The sequence below is a fragment of the Paraburkholderia largidicola genome (assembly GCF_013426895.1).
Classification (GTDB): Bacteria; Pseudomonadota; Gammaproteobacteria; order Burkholderiales; family Burkholderiaceae; genus Paraburkholderia; species Paraburkholderia largidicola.
The window spans coordinates 320,556-342,514 of sequence record NZ_AP023174.1 but is presented as its reverse complement, the minus strand read 5'-3'; the positions used below and the strand labels follow the sequence as shown (position 1 = coordinate 342,514).

The following is a 21,959-nucleotide window of genomic DNA, read 5'->3' as shown; positions in this document are numbered from 1 at the left end:
ATCTCACCGCCCGCTGAGAGGGACAGCGCGTCAGGCCTGCGCGATACGATCCAGCGCCGATTGCACCTCTTCCGGCTCGAACGCCGCAAGCACATCCGCAACCGGTTTTTCCAGCGTCTTCAGGTGCGCGCGCAGCACCTCCTGCTTCACGAGCAGCACCTGGCTCGGATGCATCGAGAACTCCGTCAGCCCCATGCCGAGCAGCAAACGCGTGAGCGTCGGATCGCCCGCCATTTCCCCGCAGATCGACACCGGCACGCCCGCCCGCTTCGCCTCGCGCAGCGTGAACGCGATCAGATGCAGCACCGCTGGATGCAGCGGATCGTACAGATGCGCGACCGCGTTGTCGGCACGATCGATTGCGAGCGTGTACTGGATCAGGTCGTTCGTACCGATCGACAGGAAATCGAGCCGCTTCAGGAATAGCGGCAACGCGATCGCCGCCGCCGGAATCTCGATCATTGCGCCGACGCGCACGTTCGGATCGTAGGCGAGGCCCGCGTCGTCGAGTTGACGCTTGGCTTCCTGGATCAGGTCGAGCGTCTGGTCGATCTCGCGCGCATGCGCGAGCATCGGAATCAGGATCTTCACCGTACCGAACGCCGACGCGCGCAAGATGGCGCGCAACTGCGTGAGGAACATGTGCGGCTCGGACAGGCTATAGCGGATCGCGCGCAAGCCCAGCGCCGGGTTGGGCGCCGTCTCGAACTCGTCGCCGATCGAATCGAGCGGCTTGTCAGCGCCGACGTCGATCGTGCGGATCGTCACGGGCATGCCGTTCATCAGCTCGACGGCGCGCTTGTACGCGGCGAACTGCTCTTCCTCTTCCGGCATCCCGCCCTTCTGGTTCATGAACAGGAACTCGGTGCGGAACAGGCCAATGCCCGTTGCGCCCGCGTCGAGCGCGGCCTGCGCGTCGTCGGGCAGCTCGATGTTCGCGCACAGGTCGATGCGCGTGCCGCACACCGTTTGGGTGGGCGAGAATTTCAGGCGCTGCAGCTTGCGCGCCTCCAGCGCCTTCTCGCTCTGCCGGTACGAATACTCTTCGAGCACGATCGGCGCCGGATCGACGATCACGATGCCGTGGTCGCCGTCGACGATGATGAGGTCGTCCTGACGGATCAGCGCGCTCGCATGCTGTACGCCGACCGTCGCGGGAATGCCGAGGCTGCGCGCGACGATCGCCGTGTGCGACGTGCGGCCGCCCAGATCCGTGACGAAGCCCTGGAAGGTTTGCCCCTTGAACTGCATCATGTCGGCGGGCGCGATGTCGTGCGCGACCACGATCATTTCGTCGCAGCGTCCGTGAATGCCGTTGACGAGGCCGCCCGTCGCACCCGCGAGCGCCTTCAGCACGCGCTCGACTACCTGCTCGATATCGGCCTTGCGCTCGCGCAGGTATTCGTCTTCCACTTCGTCGAAATGACGCGTGAGGCGTTCGAGCTGTTCCGTCAGCGCCCACTCCACGTTGTAGCGGCGCGTGCGGATCAGGTCGATGGTTTCCTGAACGAGCATCGCGTCGTTCAGGATCATGGTGTGTACGTCGATGAAAGCGCCCATTTCGGAGGGCGCGTCGGCGGAGAGATCGGCGCGCAGCTCGTCGAGCTCCTGATGCACGAGCGCCTGGGCCGTGCGGAAACGCTCCACCTCGCCCTCGATCCGGGTGGGCTCGATCAGATAGTGGTCGACGTCCAGTGCAGCCGGGGCGATCAGATATGCCCGCCCGATGGCGATACCGCGTGACACGGGAATTCCATGCAGCGTGAACGACACGCGCACCTCCTCTAGTTGTGTGATGCCGCGGCAAACCGCTGCAATGCTCTCAGACCCCGACGGTCATTATAAATTCCGTACCGCATATCGTTGCTGTGCAGCGCAGCATCGAATGTCGCAGTCAGCCGCGTGCCGGCGTGCAATCCGGCGGACCAAAAGAAAACGCCGCGACATCGCGCGGCGTCTTCATGCAGAACGAATGCAGCAGCGGATTTTTTATTGTCCTTCGCCGAATTTGTCGGCGATCAGTTTGAGCAGCGCGTCCATTGCATCTTTCTCGTCGGCGCCTTCCGTTTCGATCACCACCGTGCTGCCGATCCCCGCCGCCAGCATCATCACGCCCATGATGCTCTTCGCGTTGATCCGCCGACCGTTGCGGCTCATCCAGATTTCTGACTGAAAGTTAGCGGCGAGTTGCGTGAGTTTGGCCGACGCGCGTGCGTGCAGCCCCAGCTTGTTCACGATAGTCGTTTCCTGTTGCAGCATGTGTTGGTCCGATGCGCTGGTGTGTTGATGTTATCGAGGTAAAACAGAAATCTGTCGCGCGACGCTCATGCGTCGTTCCGGTTGCAGCTAGTCTCCGCGCTCGCCTTACAGGTTTCCGCAAGCACTTTATCCGCAGGCGACGCGGGAATGCAGCCGTCCGCGTTCGCCGTTGCCAGCGCCGCCGGGCCGACGGCATGAACACCTTTGGTCGCGCCTGCCAGCGCCTTGTCGACGAGCACGTCGAGCGGCGTCGCGCGATAGCAGACCGCGCGCACGAGCATCGGCAGATTCACGCCTGCCAGCACGCGCACATCCGGGATCGACGCGAGCCGGCCCGCGATGTTCGCCGGCGTCGCGCCGAACATGTCCGTCAGCACCAGCGCGCCGTTTTCTTCCCTAAGCCTGTCGACCTCCGCATGCGCGAACGCCACGACCTGGGCGGGATCGCAATCCGCCGATACGTCGATGACGCCGATGCGGGCGGGCAAGCCGCCGTAAATGTGAGAGACACACTCGCGAAGCGCGGAGGCGAAGGGAGCGTGCGCAATGATCAGAATGCCTGCCATGTCAGCCTTGCTACAGAGAACCGCCCGAAAATCGCGGCCGTGTATCCGTTCCACTGTCTGGCAGCCAAAACAACGGCGCAGACGCGGTGAAGAGGAAAAACAGGCCATCGAACTCGCCTGAGAACCGGTCGCCAAGGGGCCGGATCGCGTGGGCCCTCGCGGGCCGCTTTCAGGGGAGCGGGCATTGTAACAGCCTCATTTTCGCGCTTTCGGCCTTTTCTCGCTTGGCTGGCAGACAGCGCAAATTCCTAAGCAGAACATGGCGGCGCACCCGCGCCGCTTCAACCGACGGCTGTCTCTAGCGCGTCGATGAACATTGCCGCTACATCGAAACCCGTCTGATCCATGATCTCGCGGAAACAGGTCGGGCTCGTCACGTTCACTTCCGTCAGCCAGTCGCCGATCGCATCCAGTCCGACCAGCAGCAGGCCGCGCGCCTTCAGCACCGGCCCGAGCGTTTCGGCGATCTCGCGGTCGCGCGCCGTCAACGGCTGCGCCACACCCAGGCCGCCCGCCGCGAGGTTGCCGCGCACCTCGTTGCCCTGCGGAATGCGCGCGAGCGAATACGGCACCGGTTCACCGCCGATCAGCAGAATGCGCTTGTCGCCCGTCTTGATCTCGGGGATGAACTTCTGCGCCATCACCGAACGCGCGCCGTCGTGGCTCAGCATCTCGACGATCGAGCCGAGATTCATGCCGTCCGCCTTCACGCGGAACACGCCCATGCCGCCCATGCCGTCGAGCGGCTTGAGGATCACGTCGCCGTGTTCGGCGTGGAAAGCACGCAGACGCGCCGGATCGCGCGTGACCAGCGTGGGCGCGACGAATTGCGGAAACTCGCCGATCGCCATCTTTTCCGAGTGATCGCGGATCGCCTGCGGCTTGTTGAAGATGCGTGCGCCCGCGCGCTCGGCCAGTTCAAGCAGCCACGTCGACGTCACATATTCCATGTCGAACGGCGGATCCTTGCGCATCAGCACCGCGCCGAAGCTCGGCAGCGCGCGCGGCTCGACGGGTTGCGCTTCGTACCATACATCGCGATGACCGTCCGCCTGATCGCCGACGATCTCGAAGCGGTACACGTTCGCCTCGACGCCGCTACCCGTCCACGCCAGATGCTGCGGCTCGCACGCGTACAGCGTATGACCGCGCCTTGCGGCCTCGGCCATCATCGCGTAGGTCGAATCCTTGTAGATCTTGAAGCGGGAAAGCGGGTCGGCGATGAAGAGAATGTCCATGGAGTTCCTGAGGCGCCCTCGCGGGCCACACATTGTTCGTTATAGCGTAAGGCGGACACGCTGACAGGGCGCATCCGCCTGCAAATGCTGCCGCGTTCGACGCGGCGGGAGCGTCAGCCTACCGCGAGCGCGCTCCGTGTGCTTGCAGGGTGCCTGTGCGGCAGCCGGCAGGGTCAGACCTGGATCGCCTCGGGATCGGTCTTTTCCAGTTCTACCGACGCCGCCAGCAGCCCCAGCCGCCCCACCACGCCGTACATGTAGAAGCGGTTCGGCGGCGCGGCGCCCGGCTTCGCATGCGCATCCGGCAGAGCCGTGTGCTCGAAGCCGAGCGGCACGAAATGCATGCCGGGTGCGTTCAGGTTCTGGTCGCGTTCGCGGCTGCCGTGCACGCGGTAGAAGCCGCCCACCACATACCGGTCGATCATGTACACCACGGGCTCGGCCACTTCCTCGCCGATGCGCTCGAACGTATAGACGCCTTCCTGCACGATCATGTCGTGCACGTCGAGACCTTCCTTGGTGGTCGACATGCGGGTGCGCTCGCGCTTGGTGAGCGCGGCCACTTCCGACGCGTCGTGCACCGTCATCACGCCCATCCCGTAGGTGCCCGCGTCCGACTTGATGACGACATACGGCCGCTCCGAAATACCGTACTCGCGATATTTCTTCGCGATCTTCTTGAGCACGCCGTCGATCGCGTCGGCCAGCGCTTCCTCGCCCGTCCGCGCCTCGAAATCGACGCCTTCGACATGCGCGAAATACGGATTGATCATCCACGGGTCGATCTCGACCATCTTCGCGAACTTCTTCGCGACGTCGTCGTAGCACGAGAAGTGAGTGGACTTGCGGCGCACGGCCCAGCCCGCATGCAACGGCGGCAGCAGATACTGCTCGTGCAGATTTTCGAGCACGGGCGGAATGCCGCCCGACAGGTCGTTGTTCAGCAGAATCGAGCAGGGATCGAAATTCTTCAGGCCGATCCGGCGCGCCGAGCGCTCCAGCGGCTCCAGCACGATCTTCTGCCCGTCCGACAGCGCGATCGTCACCGGCCCGACGATGCTCTCGTCGAGCGTGCCGAAGCGGACGTTCAGGCCCGCCTGACGCATGATCGTCGCGAGCCGCGCGACATTCTCCAGGTAAAACGCGTTGCGCGTGTGACGCTCGGGAATCACGAGCAGGTTCTTCGCGTCCGGGCAGATCTTCTCGATCGACGCCATGGCTGCCTGCACGGCAAGCGGCAACGTTTCTTGCGGCAGGTTGTTGAACGCGCCGGGGAACAGGTTGGTATCCACGGGCGCGAGCTTGAAACCGGCGTTACGCAGATCGACCGAGCAATAGAACGGCGGCGTATGCTCCTGCCATTCGAGACGGAACCAGCGTTCGATGGCGGGCGTGGCGTCGAGGATCTTCCGCTCGAGATCGAGCAGCGGGCCGTTTAACGCCGTGACTAAATGCGGAACCATTGATCACTCGCAGACTGGAGAAAAAAGATTGTAGAGCAAATGCTTTGCCCATTTGGGGGCGCTTTCTCCATTCGCAAGTTATGGGTGGATGCATTCTCCCTATAGGAACGATAGCCGGAAAATCTGCTGTTTGTGAGACAAGATTGAAGCGTGCTGCGGCGATCCGCCGCGGCATGAAAAAAGCCCGCCATGAAGGCGGGCCAAAGTCGCTGTGCTTGTACCTTTATCCAACCTTTCGTGACCCCGTCGCCGGGGAAATCCGGGTTTGCTGGACCTGTTACTCGACGTGTTCGCCGTGCAGGATCACGTCCAGACCTTCGCGTTCTTCCTCTTCCGTCACGCGCAGGCCGATCGTCACGTCGATGATCTTCAGCAGGATGAAGCTGATCACGCCGCTGTACACGAGCGTCGTGACGACACCCTTGGCTTGCAGCAGCAGGCTGCCGTCCGCGCCGCCGATGTCCTTGACCGCGAACACGCCCGTCAGCAATGCGCCCACGATACCGCCGATGCAGTGCACGCCGAACGCGTCGAGCGAGTCGTCGTAGCCCATCTTGTGCTTGAGCCACGTTGCCGACCAGAAGCACACCACGCCTGCGATCAGACCGATTGCCAGCGCGCCGCCAACACCCACGAAGCCCGAAGCCGGCGTAATCGCAACCAGACCTGCCACTGCGCCCGACACGATGCCGAGCACCGACGGCTTACCCTTGGCGATCCATTCAGCGAACATCCAGCCGAGTGCGGCCATGGCCGTTGCAACTTGCGTCGTCATCATCGCGAAACCGGCACGGCCGTCAGCGGCGACTGCCGAACCCGCGTTGAAACCGAACCAGCCCACCCACAGCATCGAACCACCGATCATCGTCAGCACGAGGTTGTGCGGGGCCATCGAGTCCTTGCCGTAGCCCGTGCGCTTGCCGAGCACGAGACAGCAGACCAGACCTGCGATACCGGCGTTGATGTGCACCACCGTGCCGCCTGCGAAGTCGAGGATGCCTGCGCTAGCCAGCCAGCCCGTCGGTTCCCAGACCATGTGCGCGATCGGCGAGTAGACGATGATCGACCACAGCGTCATGAAAATCAGCATCGCGGAGAACTTCATGCGGTCGGCGAATGCGCCCGTAATCAGTGCCGGCGTGATGATCGCGAACGTCATCTGATAGACGAAGTAGACCGATTCCGGGATCGTCTGCGCGAGGTGGCTGACGGTCAGCGTCGTGGCCTTGTCGCCCTTGATGTAGTTCATGCCCGACATGAACACGCGCGAGAAGCCGCCGATGAACGAGCCGCCCGGCGTGAACGCGAGGCTGTAGCCGACCACGGTCCAGATCACCGTCACGATGCAGGTGATCGCGAAGCTCTGCATCACCGTGGCGAGCACGTTCTTCTTGCGGACCATGCCGGCGTAGAAGAGCGCGAGACCGGGGATCGTCATGAACAGCACGAGAGCCGTGGAGGTCAGCATCCAGGCGGTATCGCCCGAGCTGATCTTCGATGAGTCGACCGAGAACGGCGCGGTCGGCGCGGCGGGTGCGGCATCCGAAGCAGCAGCCGCTGCCGATGCGTCAGCGGGCGCGCTGGCGGCGGGTGCGGCCGAAGCGTCGGCAGCAGGGGCGCTCGCAGCGGGCGCTGCTGCTGCATCCGACGCAGCCGGCGCGCTCGCCGTCGTGTCCGGGGCGGAAGCCGCGGCGGGAGCCGACGCGTCGTCCGCGAGGGCAGCGCCGATGCCGACCGTCAGCAGCGAGCCGGCCATCAGCAGGGACATCAATAATTTACGCATCTTCAGTTTCCTCTTGTCGCTGTTTTTTACAGTGCGTCCGCGCCGGTCTCGCCGGTGCGAATCCGAATCACCTGTTCGATCGGCGTGACGAAGATCTTGCCGTCGCCGATCTTGCCCGTACGCGCCGCGCGCTCGAGGGCTTCGATCGCCTGGTCGACGATGTCGTCCGACACCGCAGCCTCGATCTTCACCTTCGGCAGAAAGTCGACGACGTACTCGGCTCCCCGATACAACTCCGTGTGGCCCTTCTGACGACCAAACCCTTTGACTTCTGTCACCGTGATCCCCGAGACGCCGATGGCCGACAGGGCTTCGCGCGCCTCATCGAGCTTGAAAGGCTTGATGATTGCGGTAATGAGTTTCATGAAATCCTCGCTGTAGTGACTCAACCCGTTTGCGTGACTTGCATTTGCCTTGCGCCCTGCTTTCGGCAACTCCCCCGAAACCCCTAGCAATGGCGCTTCTCCAGACGGCGTCCCGCCGGTGCGCGGGGCAGTAACAGCAACGTCCATGCCATGTTTGTGGCAGACTCCCGCCGGCGCTTGTGGCACAAGGCTTTGCGCGTTTTCTTGTCCGGATGGCCAGTTCAGGGCGGGCACGCTGGCGCGCTATCGGGATCGTTGCTAGAGTGTTTGCAGGCTTGGACCACAGGCGTGCGCACCAAAGGCGCCCATGTTGTAGCGGGTGACCGGGGAGCATGCACCAGAAACGATCATTCAGTGTTACGAGGCACGCGCGTAACATCACATGCACATTTTTTGTGCAATCAAGGGGAATGAAATGAAACAACCAAACGACGTCTTCAATGACTTTCAGGCCAAGGTTTCCGAGTTGTTCAAAAACTCGCCGGCCAAAGATGTCGAACGCAATGTGCGCGCAATGCTGTCGCAAGGCTTTTCGAAGCTCGACCTGGTGACGCGCGAGGAATTCGACACGCAGACGCAAGTGCTCGTGCGCACGCGCGCCCGGCTCGAGGAACTGGAACGGCGCGTCGCCGAGCTCGAGCAGAAGCTGCCCGTCAGCCAATCGTCCTGAGCACGCCCTTCTGATCTGCACATCACAGGCAAGCGGCCCGTGACGTCATTAGCGCTTTAAGGTGAACGCGCCCCGTGGGCGCGTCGGGACGGGAGACAACATGTCGCTTGCCGTGGTGCGCAGTCGCGCGCCGGCCGCTGGCCGCGCGCCCGAAGTTACCGTCGAGGTTCACCTCGCCAACGGACTTCCCTCTTTTTCCATCGTCGGACTCCCCGATCTCGAAGTGCGCGAAAGCCGCGAGCGTGTGCGCGCGGCGCTGCTCAATTGCGGTCTCGACTTTCCCGTACGTCGCATCACGGTGAATCTGGCGCCCGCCGATCTCCCGAAGGAGTCCGGCCGTTTCGATTTGCCCATCGCGCTCGGCATTCTGGCCGCGAGTGGCCAGATTCCCGTCGAGTCGCTGGCGCACCGGGAATTTGCAGGAGAACTCTCACTGACAGGCGCGCTGCGTCCGATGCGCGGCGCGTTCGCGATGGCGTGCGGCACGGCGCGCGGCCATCAGTCCTACCCCGATGCTTCGTCCGGTACGCCGGAAGACGCGAGCACCCGTACGCCGGAACTCTACTTGCCGCTTGCCAGCGCGAAAGAGGCGGCGCTCGTGCCCGGCGTCGCCGTGTATGGCGCGACGGATCTGCCATCGCTGTGCGCGCATCTGGCGGGCGACGCGGACGCACGGCTTTATCCCGTCGAGGCGGCGACCTTATCGGACAATCTGCGGGCCGCGCCGCCCGACATGGCCGACGTCATCGGCCAGCGCGGCGCCCGGCGCGCGCTCGAAGTGGCGGCAGCGGGCGGCCATCACATGCTGATGATCGGCCCGCCGGGCGCGGGCAAGTCGATGCTCGCAGCGCGCCTGCCCGGCGTTTTGCCGTCGATGACAGACGACGAAGCGCTGACATCCGCCGCGTTGCTCTCGGCGAGCGCCATTGGATTCACGCCTGCGCAGTGGCGGCAAAGGCCGTTTCGCGCACCTCACCATTCGTCGAGCGCCGCGGCGCTGGTCGGCGGACGGAATCCGCCGCAGCCGGGCGAGATCACGCTCGCGCATCTCGGCGTGCTGTTTCTCGATGAACTCCCTGAATTCGACCGGCACGTGCTCGAAAATCTGCGCGAACCGCTGGAAAACGGCCGCATCACGATCTCGCGCGCCGCGCTCCAGGCTGACTTTCCAGCCGCATGCCAGTTGATCGCCGCGATGAACCCCTGTCCGTGCGGCTGGCGCGGCGATCCAGGCGGGCGCTGCCGTTGCACGCCGGAAGTGGCCACGCGCTACATGCGCAAGCTGTCGGGGCCGCTGCTGGATCGTATCGACATTCAGATCGAGATTCCCGCGCTGTCGCCAGCGGAGCTGTCGGCTCGCTCGACGGTTTCCGGCGAACCAAGCGCCCCAATCGCGCAACGGGTCGAAGCCGCGCGCAATCGCCAGCTCCAGCGGCAAGGCAAGACGAACCGCGAACTCAGCGGCCGGGAAGTCGACGCAGTCTGCCGGCCCGACGACGAGGGCGAGCGTCTGCTGCGCGAAGCGGGCGAGCGCTTTGGCTGGTCAGCACGCGCTTACTACCGCGTGCTGAAAGTGGCGAGAACCATTGCTGACCTGGCGGGCAACGATGTCCCGAACGCCGCGCAGGTCTCCGAAGCGGTCCAGTATCGGCGGGCATTCGGCGCGCAGTAAAAGCTGCGGGCGACAAAAAATGCGTGTCAAGACTTGACTTATGCACATTTTCGCCTGCGCGACAGATTTTGATACAACTGAAAGCCTGTTGTGAGACATTTCTCGAATGCCTTTGATTTTATTGGCTTTTTCAAAATGCCAAGATTCAGGGCAAAGTGGCAACCCGCCCGCCCAATGGGCATTTGCGGCCTACCGCACAGAGTTACTAACAAAGTTATCCACAGATCCTGTGGGTAACAAAAAAAGTCCCGTGTAAACGCGAGATTAGCGAACTTTTTTGCGAAGGGACATTCACTCCGACGGGTGCGCGCCGCGCTGCTGTATGACCCCAAATCAGTAAAGTTTGAACGATCCGAAGAATTGCTCGACTTGTTCCGGCGGCGGTTCCTTGCTCGCAATTACGGCCGCCTGATATACATGTCGCCCCTTCGCGACCAGGCGCGCGTGCATGATCCGCGTTTCCTGTTTTGGCCCCGCTTTGCCGCTGAACGTCATTTCCAGCCCCTGGACCTCGCCGCCTGCTGCGAGCGGAATCGCCGTCACGTGGGCGTCGGGCGCCGAGCCGAGGTTGTGCGCGAGGCCCGAGCGCAGATAGTCGAGCGCGGTGCGCTGCACCTGCGGATCGTCGCTCGGCAGCATCACGGTGCCGACCGCGAATACCGCGTGATCCGCCTCGGCGATCTGCATCGACATGTTCATCGGCGTCCCGCCGATGTCGATCTGCCGCTGGTCGGTGGTCGGCTTGGCGGGCAGATCGACCGTGTAGCCGTTGTCGTTGTTCATGATCGTGCGCCAGTCGTAGGTTGGCGAGCAGGCGGCCAGCAGCCAGCCTGCCGACAGCACGACGACGGCCTTTGCGATCAGCGGACGGAAGGGGACAGACGACACAACGCGACGGCGGACGAACGAACGGAGAGCGGAACGGAGCATGACGCGGCGAATGAATTGGCGTGACGGAAAGCATCATTATCGGACGTTATTCGCGGCTTAACCGCGCCGCCAACTGCGTCACAAGATTGCCGGTACAATATGAGACAGTATCCGGGGCGCCCGTTTCCGCTGCTGTTCTCGCAGCTTCCAAGCGCCTCAAGACGTGTGTTCCACGCGTTCCCCCGAGGTCCGTTCATGAGCCAAACCAACGTTTCCCGGCGTTCAAGCCCGATTCGCTATATCGCTGCCGCCGTCGTCGCAGGCGCGATCGCCGTTGCGGGCTACTTCGCGTTCGGCAGCCAGCAGCACGTGCCCGACGCGACGTTCACGCTGCTGTCCGGCCAGAAAGTGTCGACGGCCGATCTGAAAGGCAAGGTGTACCTCGTCAACTTCTGGGCGACGAGTTGCGACACCTGCATGAAGGAAATGCCGCAGATGGTCCAGACGTACAACCGCTTCAAGGACAAGGGGCTCGAGTTCGTCGCGGTCGCGATGAGCTATGACGCGCCGATGTACGTGACCAACTACACGGAAACACGCCGTCTGCCTTTCAAGGTCGCGATGGACGACGGAACGGCTGCGAAGCAGTTCGGCAACGTGCAGCTCACGCCGACCACGTTCGTGATCGATCGCAACGGCAAGGTGCTGAAGCGCTATGTCGGCGAGCCGCAGTTCGCGGAACTCGACCAGTTGCTGGCCAAGGCGCTCGGCACGACCTGATCGCCCGAACGTCTCTCTTCTGCGGCGGGCGTCGCGCTGGAATCTTCGCAGCGCACCCGCCGTCAGCAGTTCCTCACTCCAGCTTCACCTCTCGCTTTCCCCACGCGCCGCCAAGCCATAGCGCTTGATCTTCTCGTAGAGCGTCGCCTTGCCGACCTGCAGCCTGTCCGCCGCCACCGCGACCGCGCCGCCCGTCTGCTCCAGCGCTTCGGCGATCACCGCGCGCTCGAACTGCTCGACGCGCTCCTTCAGCGGCTGCGTGATCGACGTCAGCGCATCGTCGACGGGCGCCGCGACCGTGTCGTCGCCGACGCCGAGCACGAAGCGATCCGCCGCGTTGCGCAACTCGCGCACGTTGCCGGGCCATTCGCGTTGCATCAGGTTCGTACGTTGACGGTCGGTGAGAATCGGCGCGGGACGCTGATAGCGCACGGCCGCGTCGAGAAGGAAATGCTCGAACAGCGGCACGATGTCTTCGCGCCGTTCGGACAGCGGCGGCAGCGCGATCGTCACCACGTTGAGCCGGTACAGCAGATCGCGCCGGAACGTGCCGGACGCAACATGGTCGGTCATGTCGCCCTTCGCTGCCGCGATGATGCGGCAATCGACGCGTATCGGCTGGTTCGACCCGAGCCGCTCGAGCACGCCATCCTGCAACACGCGCAGCAGCTTGACCTGCAACGCGAGCGGCATGCTTTCGATTTCATCGAGAAACAGCGTACCGCCCGAAGCATGCTCGAGCTTGCCGATGCGCCGCTTCGCCGCGCCCGTAAACGCGCCCGGTTCATAGCCGAACATCTCCGACTCGAACATCGGCTCCGGCAGCGCGCCGCAGTTCACCGCGAGAAACGGCTTGTCCCGGCGCGGCGACAGCTCATGCAGGCTGCGTGCGATCAGCTCCTTGCCCGCGCCCGTATCGCCGTTGATCAGCACCGAGGCATCCGTCGGCGCGACGTTCGCGATCAGCTTGCGCACCTGCTCGATGGCGAGACTGCGTCCGATGATGCGCGGCGCAAGCGTCCCCTGTTCCGCCAGTTCGCGGCGCAGCGCGAGATTTTCGAGCACCAGCGTGCGACGCTCCAGCGCGCGGCGCACCGTTTCGATCAGACGCTCGGAAGGAAACGGCTTTTCGATGAAGTCGTATGCGCCATCGCGCATCGCCTGCACGGCCATCGAAATATCGCCGTGACCCGTGACGAGAATGATGGGCACGTCGGGCGCGCGCTCGCGGCATTGCGCGAGCAGATCGAGGCCGCTTGCGCCGGGCAGGCGAATATCGCTGACGATCACGCCGGAAAACTCCGCGTTGATCAGCTTCGCCGCCGATTCCACCGACGCATGCCCGACCACTTCGAACCCTGCGAGTTGCAGGCTTTGCACGCTCGCGCGCCGCACGAGTTCGTCGTCTTCGATGTAGAGGACCTGCAAGCCCTTGTTCATTGTGTTTCCCACGCCTTGAATACGCTTTGAATCACGAGCCCGTCGTGACGGAGCCCGCGATATCAGTTGCCTGCGCCCGCGCGCGGCGCAGCGTCAGCATGAACTCGGCGCCGCCTTGTGCGTTGTTGCGCGCGACGAGCGAGCCGCCACAATCCCGTGCAATCGACGAGCAGATCGCCAGACCCAACCCGAGCCCCTGGCCCATTTCCTTCGTCGTGAAGAACGGCTCGAAGAGATGCGGCAACACGTCGTCGGGAATGCCGGGACCATTGTCGCTCACGATGATCGCGAGCGATTCCTGCGACGTTTGCACGTCGATCGCGATGCGCGGCGCGGGTGTGCCCACCACCGCGTCGAGCGCGTTGCCGAGCAGATTGATCAGCACCTGTTCGAGCCGCAGATCATCGCAATGCGCGACGAGCTTCGGGTCGTCGCTGTCGAGATTGAAGCGAACGGGTGCCGCGCCTTCGTCGATCAACGATACCTCGACCGTCACGCCCTGCAAGCGTTTCTGCAGCAGCGCCAGCACATTGCGCAGCGCGCGCGCCACGCCTGCACGCGCATTGCGAGGCCGCGCACGGCCGACGAACAGCTTCAACTGGTTCGTTATCTTGCCCATGCGCTCGGTGAGCGCGGCGATCGCTTCGAGGTTTTCCTTCGCCGACTCATGATCACCGCGTTCGAGAAACACACGCGTGTTGTCAGAGAAGCCGCGCAACGCGGCAAGCGGCTGGTTCAACTCGTGCGTGATGCCCGCCGCCATCTGTCCGAGTGCGGCGAGCTTGCTCGCCTGAATCAGTTCGTCGTGCGCGGCGCGCAGTTCCTGCTCGGCGCGCGTGCGCTCGCTCACTTCCTTCGTCAACTGCTCGTTCGCCTGCGACAGATCAGCCGTACGCTCGGCGACGCGCTGGTTGAGTTCCGCATACGCCTTCTGCAAGAGCGCGCGGCTGCGCATCACTTCGCGCACGCGCGCGCGGCGCATGCGCCAGTAGAACAGCAACAGACACAGCGAGACATAGCCGAAGCCCGTCACGATCGTCGCATAACGCGCGTCGGCGTTGACGGGATCGATGGGCGCCATCGTGATGAGACGCCAATCCGGCTCGCCGAGCGTGCGCTGAGACGCCAGAAAACGCGGCGCCGCATAGTTCCCGCTGCGCCCGCCGCCGATGCGCACGATCTGCGCGCCGCCTTCGAGCGTGCGCACCACCGACATCGGCAGCGGCGCGATCGGCTGGCGCGCGTACTGGCGCGTGTCGAAGATCGACGCGATCACGTCGCTGGTGAGCGGCTTGACCGTGTGGTACTTCCACGCAGGCACCGACGACAGAAAGATCACGCCATGATCGTCCGTGACGATGAGCGGCTCCGACGCGTCCGCGCCCTGGAACCATTCGAGATTCAGCTTGACGACCGCGACGCCGACGATCTTGCCGTCGCGGCGCACCGGTTGCGAGATGTAGTAGCCGGGATCGAGCGAAGTCGTGCCGATGCCGAAGAAGCGCCCGACCTTGCCCTTCACCGCCTCGACGAAATACGGCCGGAACAGATACTCCTGGCCGATGAAGCTGTCGGGCTGATTCCAGTTGCTCGCCGCGACGCAGCGGCCCGATGCAGTGACGATGTACGCGACATTCGCACGGGCACGACGATTGAGGTCTTCGAGATATTGATTGGCGCGCGCGACGTTGTCCGCATCCGGTGACGCGAGCGCGTCCTGCACGATGGGATGTTCGCCGAGCAGATAGGGAAGCGACTCGTAGCGTTCGAGCGTGCTCTTGAGGGCGGCTGTCGTGCGGTCCGCACGCACGGCGGCATTGCGCCGCAGCGTATCGATGCCGTGCTGCCACGTGATGGTCCACGTGAGTCCGCAGGCCGCCACGAGCCCGGCGACGAGCGCGAACAGGATCAACAGGCGGCGCGTCACGATGGCGGGAGTCGTTCGATGAGGATCGCCTATTGTGGCATATCGCTCCTCATCGCCGAACGCGTCGAACTCGTCGAGCGCTTCGGCTGCCGCACGCGCTTGTGTCTGCGCGGACGGCGCCTGCGTTACATGCGGCGCCGCGCCGTGTTGCCGCGGCGCCGCTTTCATGGCTCAGACCTCAGCCGCTTCGCTGACCGACACATCGCGGCGCATCTCGCTGCGCAGCTTCGCCCGGTCCAGTTCCTTTTCCCATGCCGACACGACGATCGTCGCCACGCCGTTGCCGACGATGTTCGTCAGCGCGCGGCATTCGCTCATGAAGCGGTCGATACCGAGAATCAGCACCATGCCCGACAGCGGAATGGTCGGCACGACGGCGAGCGTCGCTGCGAGCGTGATGAAGCCTGCGCCCGTCACGCCGCTTGCGCCCTTCGACGTCAGCATCGTCACCGCGAGCAGCGTCAACTGCTGGCCCCACGAGAGGTCGGTGTTGGTTGCCTGCGCGATGAAGAGCACGGCCATCGTCATGTAGATGTTCGTGCCATCGAGATTGAACGAGTAACCCGTCGGCACGACGAGGCCCACCACCGAGCGCGAGCAGCCGAGCTTTTCGAGCTTCAGCATCAGTTGCGGCAGTGCGGCTTCCGACGAGCTCGTGCCCAGCACGATCAGCATTTCTTCCTTGATGTACGCGACGAAGCGCAGGATGTTGAAGCCGACCATGCGCGCAATGATGCCGAGCACGACGACCACGAACACGATCGACGTCAGATAGAACGTACCGATCAGCTTGAGCATCGGAACCAGCGAGCCGATGCCGTACTTGCCGATCGTGAACGCCATCGCGCCGAACGCGCCGATCGGCGCCAGCTTCGTGATGATCTTCACGATGCCGAACAGGATGTGCGACAGGCTTTCGATGAAGTTCACCACCGGCTTGCCCTTGTCGCCTGCCGTTGCCAGCACCGCGCCGAACAGCAGCGCGATCAGCAGGATCTGCAGGATTTCACCCTGCGCGAACGCCGACGACAGCGTGTCCGGAATGATGTGCATGAAGAAATCGACGGTCGTCTGGCCGTGCGCCTTCGCGGCGTACGATGCGACAGCCTTGCCGTCGAGCGTGGCCGGGTCGATGTTGAAGCCGACGCCCGGCTTCAGCAGGTGCGTGGCCGCGAGGCCGAGCACGAGTGCGAACGTCGACACGATTTCGAAGTACAGCAGCGCCTTGCCGCCGACGCGCCCGACCTTCTTCATGTCTTCCATGCCCGCGATACCCGTCACCACGGTGCAGAAGATGATCGGGCCGATCACCATCTTGATGAGCTTGATGAACCCGTCGCCGAGCGGCTTCATGTCGGTGGCGAGGGCGGGATAGAAGTGTCCGAGTGCAATGCCGATGATGATCGCGACGATCACCTGCACGTAGAGGACTTTATAGAAAGGTTTCTTCACGATGGTGTTCCTGCAATGGAGTAAGGCTTGGGTGGACCGGAGGCTGGCCACGCATCGCATGGACGAACGAATCGACGTGCGTCGTGCGCGCAGACAGAGCCGCGTACAGACGACGAAATCAGAGGGACCAGAACGGGAACTTGAGCATCGTTGTCTCCATGCGTTGTAGTTGACGGGCCTTTGCGGCCTCGCTTTCTTTTTGCAAGGTCGATGCCAGCGCGCATAACAGACATAGTGCGCTGATTTTTAAGAAAATTCTGACGCGATGATGCGCGCAGACTTCCGGGTTTCCGGAAATCCGGAATCCAGGCGTCCGGAAACCCGAACGCCCTTATCCAGCAAACCCAGGGCTAACCCTGAGCGCCTTCTTCGAGCACGAGCAGGTTCTCGTGCGAGAAACCGAGCGCCACTGGCTGACCGCGCTCCGGCAAACGGCGATTCGGATCGTTGAAGACATCGAGCGAAATCACTTCGTCTTTCACGCGGGTGCGGATGCGCACGATCGCGCCGAGAAAGCTCACCTCTTCGACAGTCGCCGTCAGCGTGTTGCGGCCCGCAACGGGCGGTTCCAGCACGATCGCTTCGGGACGCAGCGCGAGCATGCGTTTCTTGCCGGTGTCGTCGGCGGACAGCGACTGCGTGGTATGCAGTTCCTGGCCGTCGACGGCCATGCGGCCCGTGGCCGGATCGACCACATGCCCGGACAGGATGTTCAGCGTACCGACGAACGACGCAACGAAACGCGTGCGCGGATAGTTGTAGATTTCGAGCGGCGTGCCGACCTGCTCGACCCGGCCTTCGTTCATCACGACGATGCGATCGGAAATCGACAGCGCTTCTTCCTGATCGTGCGTGACGAAGATCGACGTGATGCCGAGTTCGCGCTGCAGCGCGCGAATGTCCTGCCGCAGCGAAATGCGGATCTTCGCGTCGAGGGCCGACAGCGGCTCGTCGAGCAGCAGCACTTGCGGCTTGCCCGCGAGCGCGCGCGCCAGCGCGACGCGCTGCTGCTGGCCGCCCGATAGTTGCCACGGATACCGCTCGCCCAGATGCGGCAGTTTGATCAGTTGCAGCATCTCATCGACGCGCTGCTTGATCTCGCTTTGCGGACGATGCGCGATCTTCAGCCCGAAGCCGATGTTGTCCGCGACCGTCATGTTCGGAAACAGCGCATACGACTGAAACACCATGCCGACCTTGCGCTGCCGCGTGCGCAGATGCGTGACGTCACGGCCGTCGAGACGGATCGTGCCGCGCGTCGGCGATTCGAAGCCGGCGATCATCCGCAGCACCGTCGTCTTGCCGCAGCCCGACGGCCCAAGAAAGGTAATGAACTCGCCGCGCTCGATCTTCATGTCGAACTGATGCAGCGCCGTGTTCGCGCCAAACGTCTTGTGCAGACTGTCGATTTCAAGAAATGCCATGACGATGCCTCAGTTCAACATCAGGGTTTTTGCGCGGCGAGCATGCGCGCGGAGCCGAACACCTGTATCAATCCCATCGACGCCCACGTGACCGCGAACGCGATGATCGCGAGCGCCGACGGTTCATACGCGCGGTTCGCGCCGATCAACTGCAGATACGGACCGAAAGCCGGCCGGTCCAGCAGACTCGCGAGCGTGAACTCGCCGATCACGACTGCAAAGGTGAGAAACGCGCCCGACAGAATGCCCGAGCGGATATTCGGAAAGATCACCTTGAACAGAATGGTCGGCCAGTTGGCGCCGAGACATTCGGCCGCTTCCGTCAGCGAGCGGATATCGACGGCGCGCAAGCCGGCATCGACCGCACGGTACATGTAGGGGAGCGACAGCGTCACGTAGCCGAACACCAGCAGCAGATCGGTCGCGCGTTCATTTGCGGTGAGCGGCAGAATCGAACTGCTGTTGTAGATGCGCAGATAGCCGAACACGATCACGATGGCAGGCACGACGAGCGGCAGCAGCGTAATGAACTCGACGATGCCGCGCAGCTTCGGCAGACGCAGTTGCACCCAGTACGCCGTCGGCACGACGAGCAGCACGCCGACGACGATCGTCAGCAGCGCCATCAAAATCGAGTAACCGAACGACGCCTGAAAATGCGGATCGCCAAGCACGACCTTGTACGCGTCGAAGCTATACGTGCCGCGCCGCATGCGCAGACTGAACTCGAAGGTCGCGATCAGCGGAATCAAAAAGTACAGGGAACCGACGATCATCGCCGTCCATGCTCCCACGCGCGATTGTTTGTTCATCGACGGCCCCTTTCCACGCGCGAACGCAGCCAGATATAGCCGCCGTTCGACAGCCCCGTCACGAGAATCATGCCGAGCGCGAGCGCATAGCCGAGGTTCTGGTTATGCAGCACGTCGCCGCGAATCTGCGCGTACAGCAGAATCGTCACGATGTTCAGCGAACTGCCCGTCAACGCGTACGCCGTCGCCACCGCGCCGAACGAGTTCGCGAACAGCAGCAGCGTCGCGCCGAGTACGCTCGGCCACAGCACGGGCAGCGCGACATGGCGCCAATACTGGTAAGCCGTGCCGCCGAGGCAATCGCACGCTTCACGCCATTCGCGCTTGAGACCGTCGAGCGCGGGCGTGATGATCAGCACCATCAACGGAATCTGGAAATACAGGTAGGTGATCGTCAGGCCCCAGAAGCTCAGGATGCTGAAGCCCGTCGAATAGAGATTGATGTCCGCGTACTTCTTCAGCAGCACCGTCACGAGACCAACGCGTCCCAACGTGCAGATGAACGCGAACGCGAGCGGCACGCCCGCGAAGTTCGATGCGACACCGGAGAACGTCAGCAGCGTCGGACGAATCCAGCCTGGCAGCTTGCCGTGCACGGCCGCCCACGCGAGCAGCGAGCCGAGCACCGCGCCGCCGATCGCCGATGCCGCGCTCACTTTGAAACTGATCCAGTAGGCGTCCATCGTGCCTTCCTGGAACAGCTCGCGCATGTTGGCGAAGGTGAAGTGGCCTTGCGCGTCCTGGAACGCGCCGACCATCAGGAAGCCCGTCGGCAGAATCAGGAACAACAGCGCGAAGATAAAGAACGGCAGCACGCCGATCCATGTCCAGATGGGCGACGTCCTGCCCGGCCCGTCGACCTTCGGCGCGGGTTGCGGCACAGACGGAACCAGCAGGTCCGCCTGACCGCCCGGCCCGGCTTCCGATGAAGCGCTCATAACTCATCCTCGAACAAACTCAACCGCTTCGTCTCGCCGTGCCATCCGGCGCGCGATGCGGGCCTCGTAACGCACCGTGGCCCGCATCGCCGGATCGCCGGATCGCCGGCCGCCGTTTCACACAGCGCTTACTTGACGTTCGCGCCGACCACGGAGTCCCACTGCTTCGTCACGACTTCCTTCGTCGCGTCCTGCTGCTGCAGCGTCGGGAACACGGCGTTCTTATATGCCGATGCGGGCGGCAGCTTGTCGAGCAGCGCCTGCGGTACCTTCTTCTGCGACACGAGTTCGTTGTAGCGGATCGGGTGGCAATAGCCCGTCAGCCAGCCGATCTGGCCTTCGTCCGAGTACAGGTATTCCAGCCACAACTTCGCGGCGTTCGGATGCGGCGCGTAAGCGCTGATCGCCTGCACGTAGACGCCCGCGACGACGCCCGTCTTCGGCACGACCACTTGAACCTTCGGGTTGCCCTTCAGCGTGTCGCGATCGGCGAGCGCGTTGTAGTCCCAGCGCACGATGATCGGCGTCGTGCCTTGCGCGAGCGATGCGGCCTTGCCGATCACGGGTACGAAGTTGCCGTTCTTGTTCAGATCGGCGAAGTACTTGAGGCCGGCTTGCGCGGCCTTGCTCGCGTCGCCCTTCGCGGCGGAAAGACCAGCGGCATACACGCCCTGGATTGCCTGGTTCGCCGAGCGCGGATCGCCTGCGAGCGACACGGCGTTCTTGTAGTCGGACTTTTGCAGATCAGCCCAGTCGGTCGGGACCTTGTCGATCATGTCGGCGTTCACTTCGAACGACAGCACGCCGTAATAGTCCCCCGTCCAGTAGCCTTCAGGATCCTTGTTCTCGCTCGCAATCGACTTCCACGTCGACACCTTGTACGGCTGCAGCAGACCTTGGGCCTTCGCCGCCGGACCGAACGACAGACCCACGTCGATCACGTCGGGCGCCTGCGGACCCTTGTTGCCCTTGTTCGCCTTGATCGCTTCGACTTCGTCGCCGGAACCGGCATCGGGATTCAGTTCGTTGATCTTGATGCCGTACTTCTTCTGGAAGTCCGCGATCATCGGACCATAGCCGCACCAGTCATGCGGCAGCGCGATCACGGTCAGTTGCCCTTCCTGCTTTGCCGCTGCGACGAGCGCATCGGGCGGCGCTGCAACGGCATTCCCCGCGGCGGCCACGCCGGCCAGCGCCGACGCCGAAATGAAACAACGCAACGTGGTCGGTTTCATAGTTTTCTCATCCTCTGCCGAAAATTGCTACGTTAGGAAAACTGCATGTCGACGTCTTTCGATGTGCGCGTGTGCACCCTTTTGACTAGTTCACGACGTCCGCGCCGATCATATCGAGGCGATCGGTACAAATCATGTCAACGCCCCACTTCGCGAGTTCACGCGCGCGCGCCGGGTCGTTCACCGTGTACGCGAGCATGCGCAAGCCGGCATCGCGGATCGCGCGCACGCTCTGTTGCGTCAGATGCTTGTGGTCGGCATGCAGCGATACGCACCCGAGCTCGCGCACGATAGCGAGCCAGTCGTCGGGCAGCGCTTCGAACAACATGCCGCGCGGCAGCGACGGCGCGGCGTCGCGCGCGGCTTTCAATGCTTCGAATGAGAACGACGACAGGAGCGGCTTCTGCGCGCGCCACAGGTCTTTGGCCGCGAGCGCGACGAGACGCCCCGTGATTTCGTCGCGGCCAGGACAGGGCTTGATTTCAATGTTTGCTGCAATCGCTTCACTCGTGCAGCGCGCCGCGACCTGCGAGAGTGTCGGCAGCCGTTCGTCTGCGAAGCGCGGATCGAACCAGGCGCCGGCGTCGAGCGATGCCAGCTGATGCCACGTATGCTGCGCGGCCGGGCCGTGGCCGTTGGTCGTACGGTCCAGGTCGTCGTCGTGCAGCAGGAAAATCTGGTCGTCGGAAGACAGCTTCGCGTCGAACTCGATCATCTTGTAGCCGAAGCGCGCGCACATCTCGAAGCCCGCGAGCGTGTTCTCCGGCGCGAGCTTGCCGCCGATGCGATGCGCGACGAGCCGTGGATACGGCCAGTCTGCGATTAATGCCTGATCGATCCCGTTGCCCATCGTGCTTGCCTTCACAAAGATCTGATGGAACTGCGGCCTGCGTGCGCCGTTGTATCTTATTCTGAGGATCGCGAATGGATGCTCTTCCATGCGCGAAGCGACGCAAGCTTGTCAATGCGCGACATCACGCTTGCCAGGAACATTGCACAGCGGATATTTCAATTCGTTTTCGAAAATGCGCTGTTCGCGATGTTTCAAATCGGGCGCGAATGTCT

Annotated in this window: 19 protein-coding genes; 3 read left to right on the top strand and 16 right to left on the bottom strand. The window is 63.3% G+C overall.

Translation table 11 applies throughout. The features are described 5' to 3' along the window. Positions 1–30: 30 nt before the first annotated feature. From ptsP to PPGU16_RS01450, 7 genes are all read right to left on the bottom strand, one after another. Entirely contained in the window at positions 31–1,773 is a 1,743-nt protein-coding gene (gene ptsP, locus PPGU16_RS01480; protein ID WP_180721397.1) for a phosphoenolpyruvate--protein phosphotransferase, read from the bottom strand. Positions 1,774–1,989: 216 nt separating this feature from the next. Further along, positions 1,990–2,259, bottom strand: coding sequence for an HPr family phosphocarrier protein (locus tag PPGU16_RS01475; RefSeq protein WP_109479355.1), 270 nt, complete (start codon positions 2,257–2,259; stop codon positions 1,990–1,992). A 65-nt stretch (positions 2,260–2,324) separates the two neighbouring features. After that, positions 2,325–2,825, bottom strand: coding sequence for a PTS sugar transporter subunit IIA (locus PPGU16_RS01470; protein ID WP_180721396.1), 501 nt, complete (start codon positions 2,823–2,825; stop codon positions 2,325–2,327). A 281-nt stretch (positions 2,826–3,106) separates the two neighbouring features. Then, on the bottom strand, positions 3,107–4,063 hold the full coding sequence (gene gshB, locus PPGU16_RS01465) for a glutathione synthase (protein ID WP_180721395.1): 957 nt from the start codon (positions 4,061–4,063) through the stop codon (positions 3,107–3,109). A 173-nt stretch (positions 4,064–4,236) separates the two neighbouring features. Continuing rightward, entirely contained in the window at positions 4,237–5,526 is a 1,290-nt protein-coding gene (gshA, locus tag PPGU16_RS01460) for a glutamate--cysteine ligase (RefSeq protein ID WP_035986848.1), read from the bottom strand. 277 nt (positions 5,527–5,803) lie between these two features. Further along, on the bottom strand, positions 5,804–7,309 hold the full coding sequence (locus PPGU16_RS01455; RefSeq protein ID WP_180721394.1) for an ammonium transporter: 1,506 nt from the start codon (positions 7,307–7,309) through the stop codon (positions 5,804–5,806). Between the two features lie 26 nt (positions 7,310–7,335). Continuing rightward, positions 7,336–7,674, bottom strand: coding sequence for a P-II family nitrogen regulator (locus PPGU16_RS01450; RefSeq protein WP_006048089.1), 339 nt, complete (start codon positions 7,672–7,674; stop codon positions 7,336–7,338). A 415-nt stretch (positions 7,675–8,089) separates the two neighbouring features. Here PPGU16_RS01450 and PPGU16_RS01445 point away from each other — a divergent pair, with 415 nt between their 5' ends. Both PPGU16_RS01445 and PPGU16_RS01440 read left to right on the top strand, forming a co-directional pair. After that, the gene (locus tag PPGU16_RS01445; RefSeq protein WP_007577719.1) at positions 8,090–8,344 is read left to right on the top strand and encodes an accessory factor UbiK family protein; all 255 of its coding nucleotides are present in this window, start codon (positions 8,090–8,092) and stop codon (positions 8,342–8,344) included. A 100-nt stretch (positions 8,345–8,444) separates the two neighbouring features. Then, the gene (locus PPGU16_RS01440; protein ID WP_180721393.1) at positions 8,445–10,016 is read left to right on the top strand and encodes a YifB family Mg chelatase-like AAA ATPase; all 1,572 of its coding nucleotides are present in this window, start codon (positions 8,445–8,447) and stop codon (positions 10,014–10,016) included. A gap of 333 nt (positions 10,017–10,349) precedes the next feature. On the opposite strand, the gene PPGU16_RS01435 is transcribed toward PPGU16_RS01440, so the two are convergent. Next, complete coding sequence (locus tag PPGU16_RS01435) at positions 10,350–10,946, bottom strand: hypothetical protein (RefSeq protein ID WP_180721392.1); 597 nt, start codon at positions 10,944–10,946, stop codon at positions 10,350–10,352. Positions 10,947–11,141: 195 nt separating this feature from the next. Between PPGU16_RS01435 and PPGU16_RS01430 the strand changes: the two genes are divergently transcribed. Next, positions 11,142–11,666, top strand: coding sequence for a TlpA disulfide reductase family protein (locus PPGU16_RS01430; protein WP_035986852.1), 525 nt, complete (start codon positions 11,142–11,144; stop codon positions 11,664–11,666). A gap of 84 nt (positions 11,667–11,750) precedes the next feature. Here the strand turns inward: PPGU16_RS01430 and PPGU16_RS01425 are convergent, their stop codons facing one another. The 8 genes from PPGU16_RS01425 to ugpQ all read right to left on the bottom strand — a co-directional run bounded on the left by PPGU16_RS01425 (position 11,751) and on the right by ugpQ (position 21,744). Further along, positions 11,751–13,106 carry a sigma-54-dependent transcriptional regulator gene (locus PPGU16_RS01425; RefSeq protein ID WP_180721391.1) on the bottom strand — a complete coding sequence of 452 codons (1,356 nt, stop codon included), beginning with the start codon at positions 13,104–13,106 and terminating at the stop codon, positions 11,751–11,753. 31 nt (positions 13,107–13,137) lie between these two features. Next, a complete protein-coding gene (locus PPGU16_RS01420; RefSeq protein WP_180721390.1) occupies positions 13,138–15,201 on the bottom strand; it encodes a sensor histidine kinase in 2,064 nt (687 codons plus the stop codon). 3 nt (positions 15,202–15,204) lie between these two features. Continuing rightward, complete coding sequence (locus PPGU16_RS01415; RefSeq protein ID WP_180721389.1) at positions 15,205–16,485, bottom strand: dicarboxylate/amino acid:cation symporter; 1,281 nt, start codon at positions 16,483–16,485, stop codon at positions 15,205–15,207. 350 nt (positions 16,486–16,835) lie between these two features. Continuing rightward, positions 16,836–17,909: an ABC transporter ATP-binding protein gene (locus PPGU16_RS01410; protein WP_180721388.1), complete on the bottom strand. Its 1,074-nt coding sequence runs from the start codon at positions 17,907–17,909 to the stop codon at positions 16,836–16,838. Between the two features lie 20 nt (positions 17,910–17,929). After that, a complete protein-coding gene (locus PPGU16_RS01405) occupies positions 17,930–18,721 on the bottom strand; it encodes an ABC transporter permease (RefSeq protein ID WP_180721387.1) in 792 nt (263 codons plus the stop codon). After that, entirely contained in the window at positions 18,718–19,659 is a 942-nt protein-coding gene (locus PPGU16_RS01400) for an ABC transporter permease (RefSeq protein WP_180721386.1), read from the bottom strand. The genes PPGU16_RS01405 and PPGU16_RS01400 overlap by 4 nt, the downstream gene beginning before the upstream one ends. A gap of 128 nt (positions 19,660–19,787) precedes the next feature. Next, the gene (locus PPGU16_RS01395) at positions 19,788–20,894 is read right to left on the bottom strand and encodes an ABC transporter substrate-binding protein (RefSeq protein WP_180721385.1); all 1,107 of its coding nucleotides are present in this window, start codon (positions 20,892–20,894) and stop codon (positions 19,788–19,790) included. Between the two features lie 85 nt (positions 20,895–20,979). Continuing rightward, complete coding sequence (gene ugpQ / locus PPGU16_RS01390) at positions 20,980–21,744, bottom strand: glycerophosphodiester phosphodiesterase (RefSeq protein ID WP_180722518.1); 765 nt, start codon at positions 21,742–21,744, stop codon at positions 20,980–20,982. Positions 21,745–21,959 lie beyond the last annotated feature (215 nt).

What these genes read in the sequence shown, in the direction of transcription:
- PPGU16_RS01405 (WP_180721387.1), bottom strand. Translation starts at nt 18,721, where the DNA reads ATGAACAAACAATCGCGCGTGGGAGCATGGACGGCGATGATCGTCGGT.
- PPGU16_RS01470 (WP_180721396.1), bottom strand. Translation starts at nt 2,825, where the DNA reads ATGGCAGGCATTCTGATCATTGCGCACGCTCCCTTCGCCTCCGCGCTT.
- PPGU16_RS01435 (WP_180721392.1), bottom strand. Translation starts at nt 10,946, where the DNA reads ATGCTCCGTTCCGCTCTCCGTTCGTTCGTCCGCCGTCGCGTTGTGTCG.
- gshB (WP_180721395.1), bottom strand. Translation starts at nt 4,063, where the DNA reads ATGGACATTCTCTTCATCGCCGACCCGCTTTCCCGCTTCAAGATCTAC.
- PPGU16_RS01420 (WP_180721390.1), bottom strand. Translation starts at nt 15,201, where the DNA reads ATGAAAGCGGCGCCGCGGCAACACGGCGCGGCGCCGCATGTAACGCAG.
- PPGU16_RS01475 (WP_109479355.1), bottom strand. Translation starts at nt 2,259, where the DNA reads ATGCTGCAACAGGAAACGACTATCGTGAACAAGCTGGGGCTGCACGCA.
- gshA (WP_035986848.1), bottom strand. Translation starts at nt 5,526, where the DNA reads ATGGTTCCGCATTTAGTCACGGCGTTAAACGGCCCGCTGCTCGATCTC.
- PPGU16_RS01445 (WP_007577719.1), top strand. Translation starts at nt 8,090, where the DNA reads ATGAAACAACCAAACGACGTCTTCAATGACTTTCAGGCCAAGGTTTCC.
- ugpQ (WP_180722518.1), bottom strand. Translation starts at nt 21,744, where the DNA reads ATGGGCAACGGGATCGATCAGGCATTAATCGCAGACTGGCCGTATCCA.
- PPGU16_RS01410 (WP_180721388.1), bottom strand. Translation starts at nt 17,909, where the DNA reads ATGGCATTTCTTGAAATCGACAGTCTGCACAAGACGTTTGGCGCGAAC.
- PPGU16_RS01430 (WP_035986852.1), top strand. Translation starts at nt 11,142, where the DNA reads ATGAGCCAAACCAACGTTTCCCGGCGTTCAAGCCCGATTCGCTATATC.
- PPGU16_RS01400 (WP_180721386.1), bottom strand. Translation starts at nt 19,659, where the DNA reads ATGAGCGCTTCATCGGAAGCCGGGCCGGGCGGTCAGGCGGACCTGCTG.
- PPGU16_RS01455 (WP_180721394.1), bottom strand. Translation starts at nt 7,309, where the DNA reads ATGCGTAAATTATTGATGTCCCTGCTGATGGCCGGCTCGCTGCTGACG.
- PPGU16_RS01395 (WP_180721385.1), bottom strand. Translation starts at nt 20,894, where the DNA reads ATGAAACCGACCACGTTGCGTTGTTTCATTTCGGCGTCGGCGCTGGCC.
- PPGU16_RS01440 (WP_180721393.1), top strand. Translation starts at nt 8,445, where the DNA reads ATGTCGCTTGCCGTGGTGCGCAGTCGCGCGCCGGCCGCTGGCCGCGCG.
- PPGU16_RS01425 (WP_180721391.1), bottom strand. Translation starts at nt 13,106, where the DNA reads ATGAACAAGGGCTTGCAGGTCCTCTACATCGAAGACGACGAACTCGTG.
- PPGU16_RS01450 (WP_006048089.1), bottom strand. Translation starts at nt 7,674, where the DNA reads ATGAAACTCATTACCGCAATCATCAAGCCTTTCAAGCTCGATGAGGCG.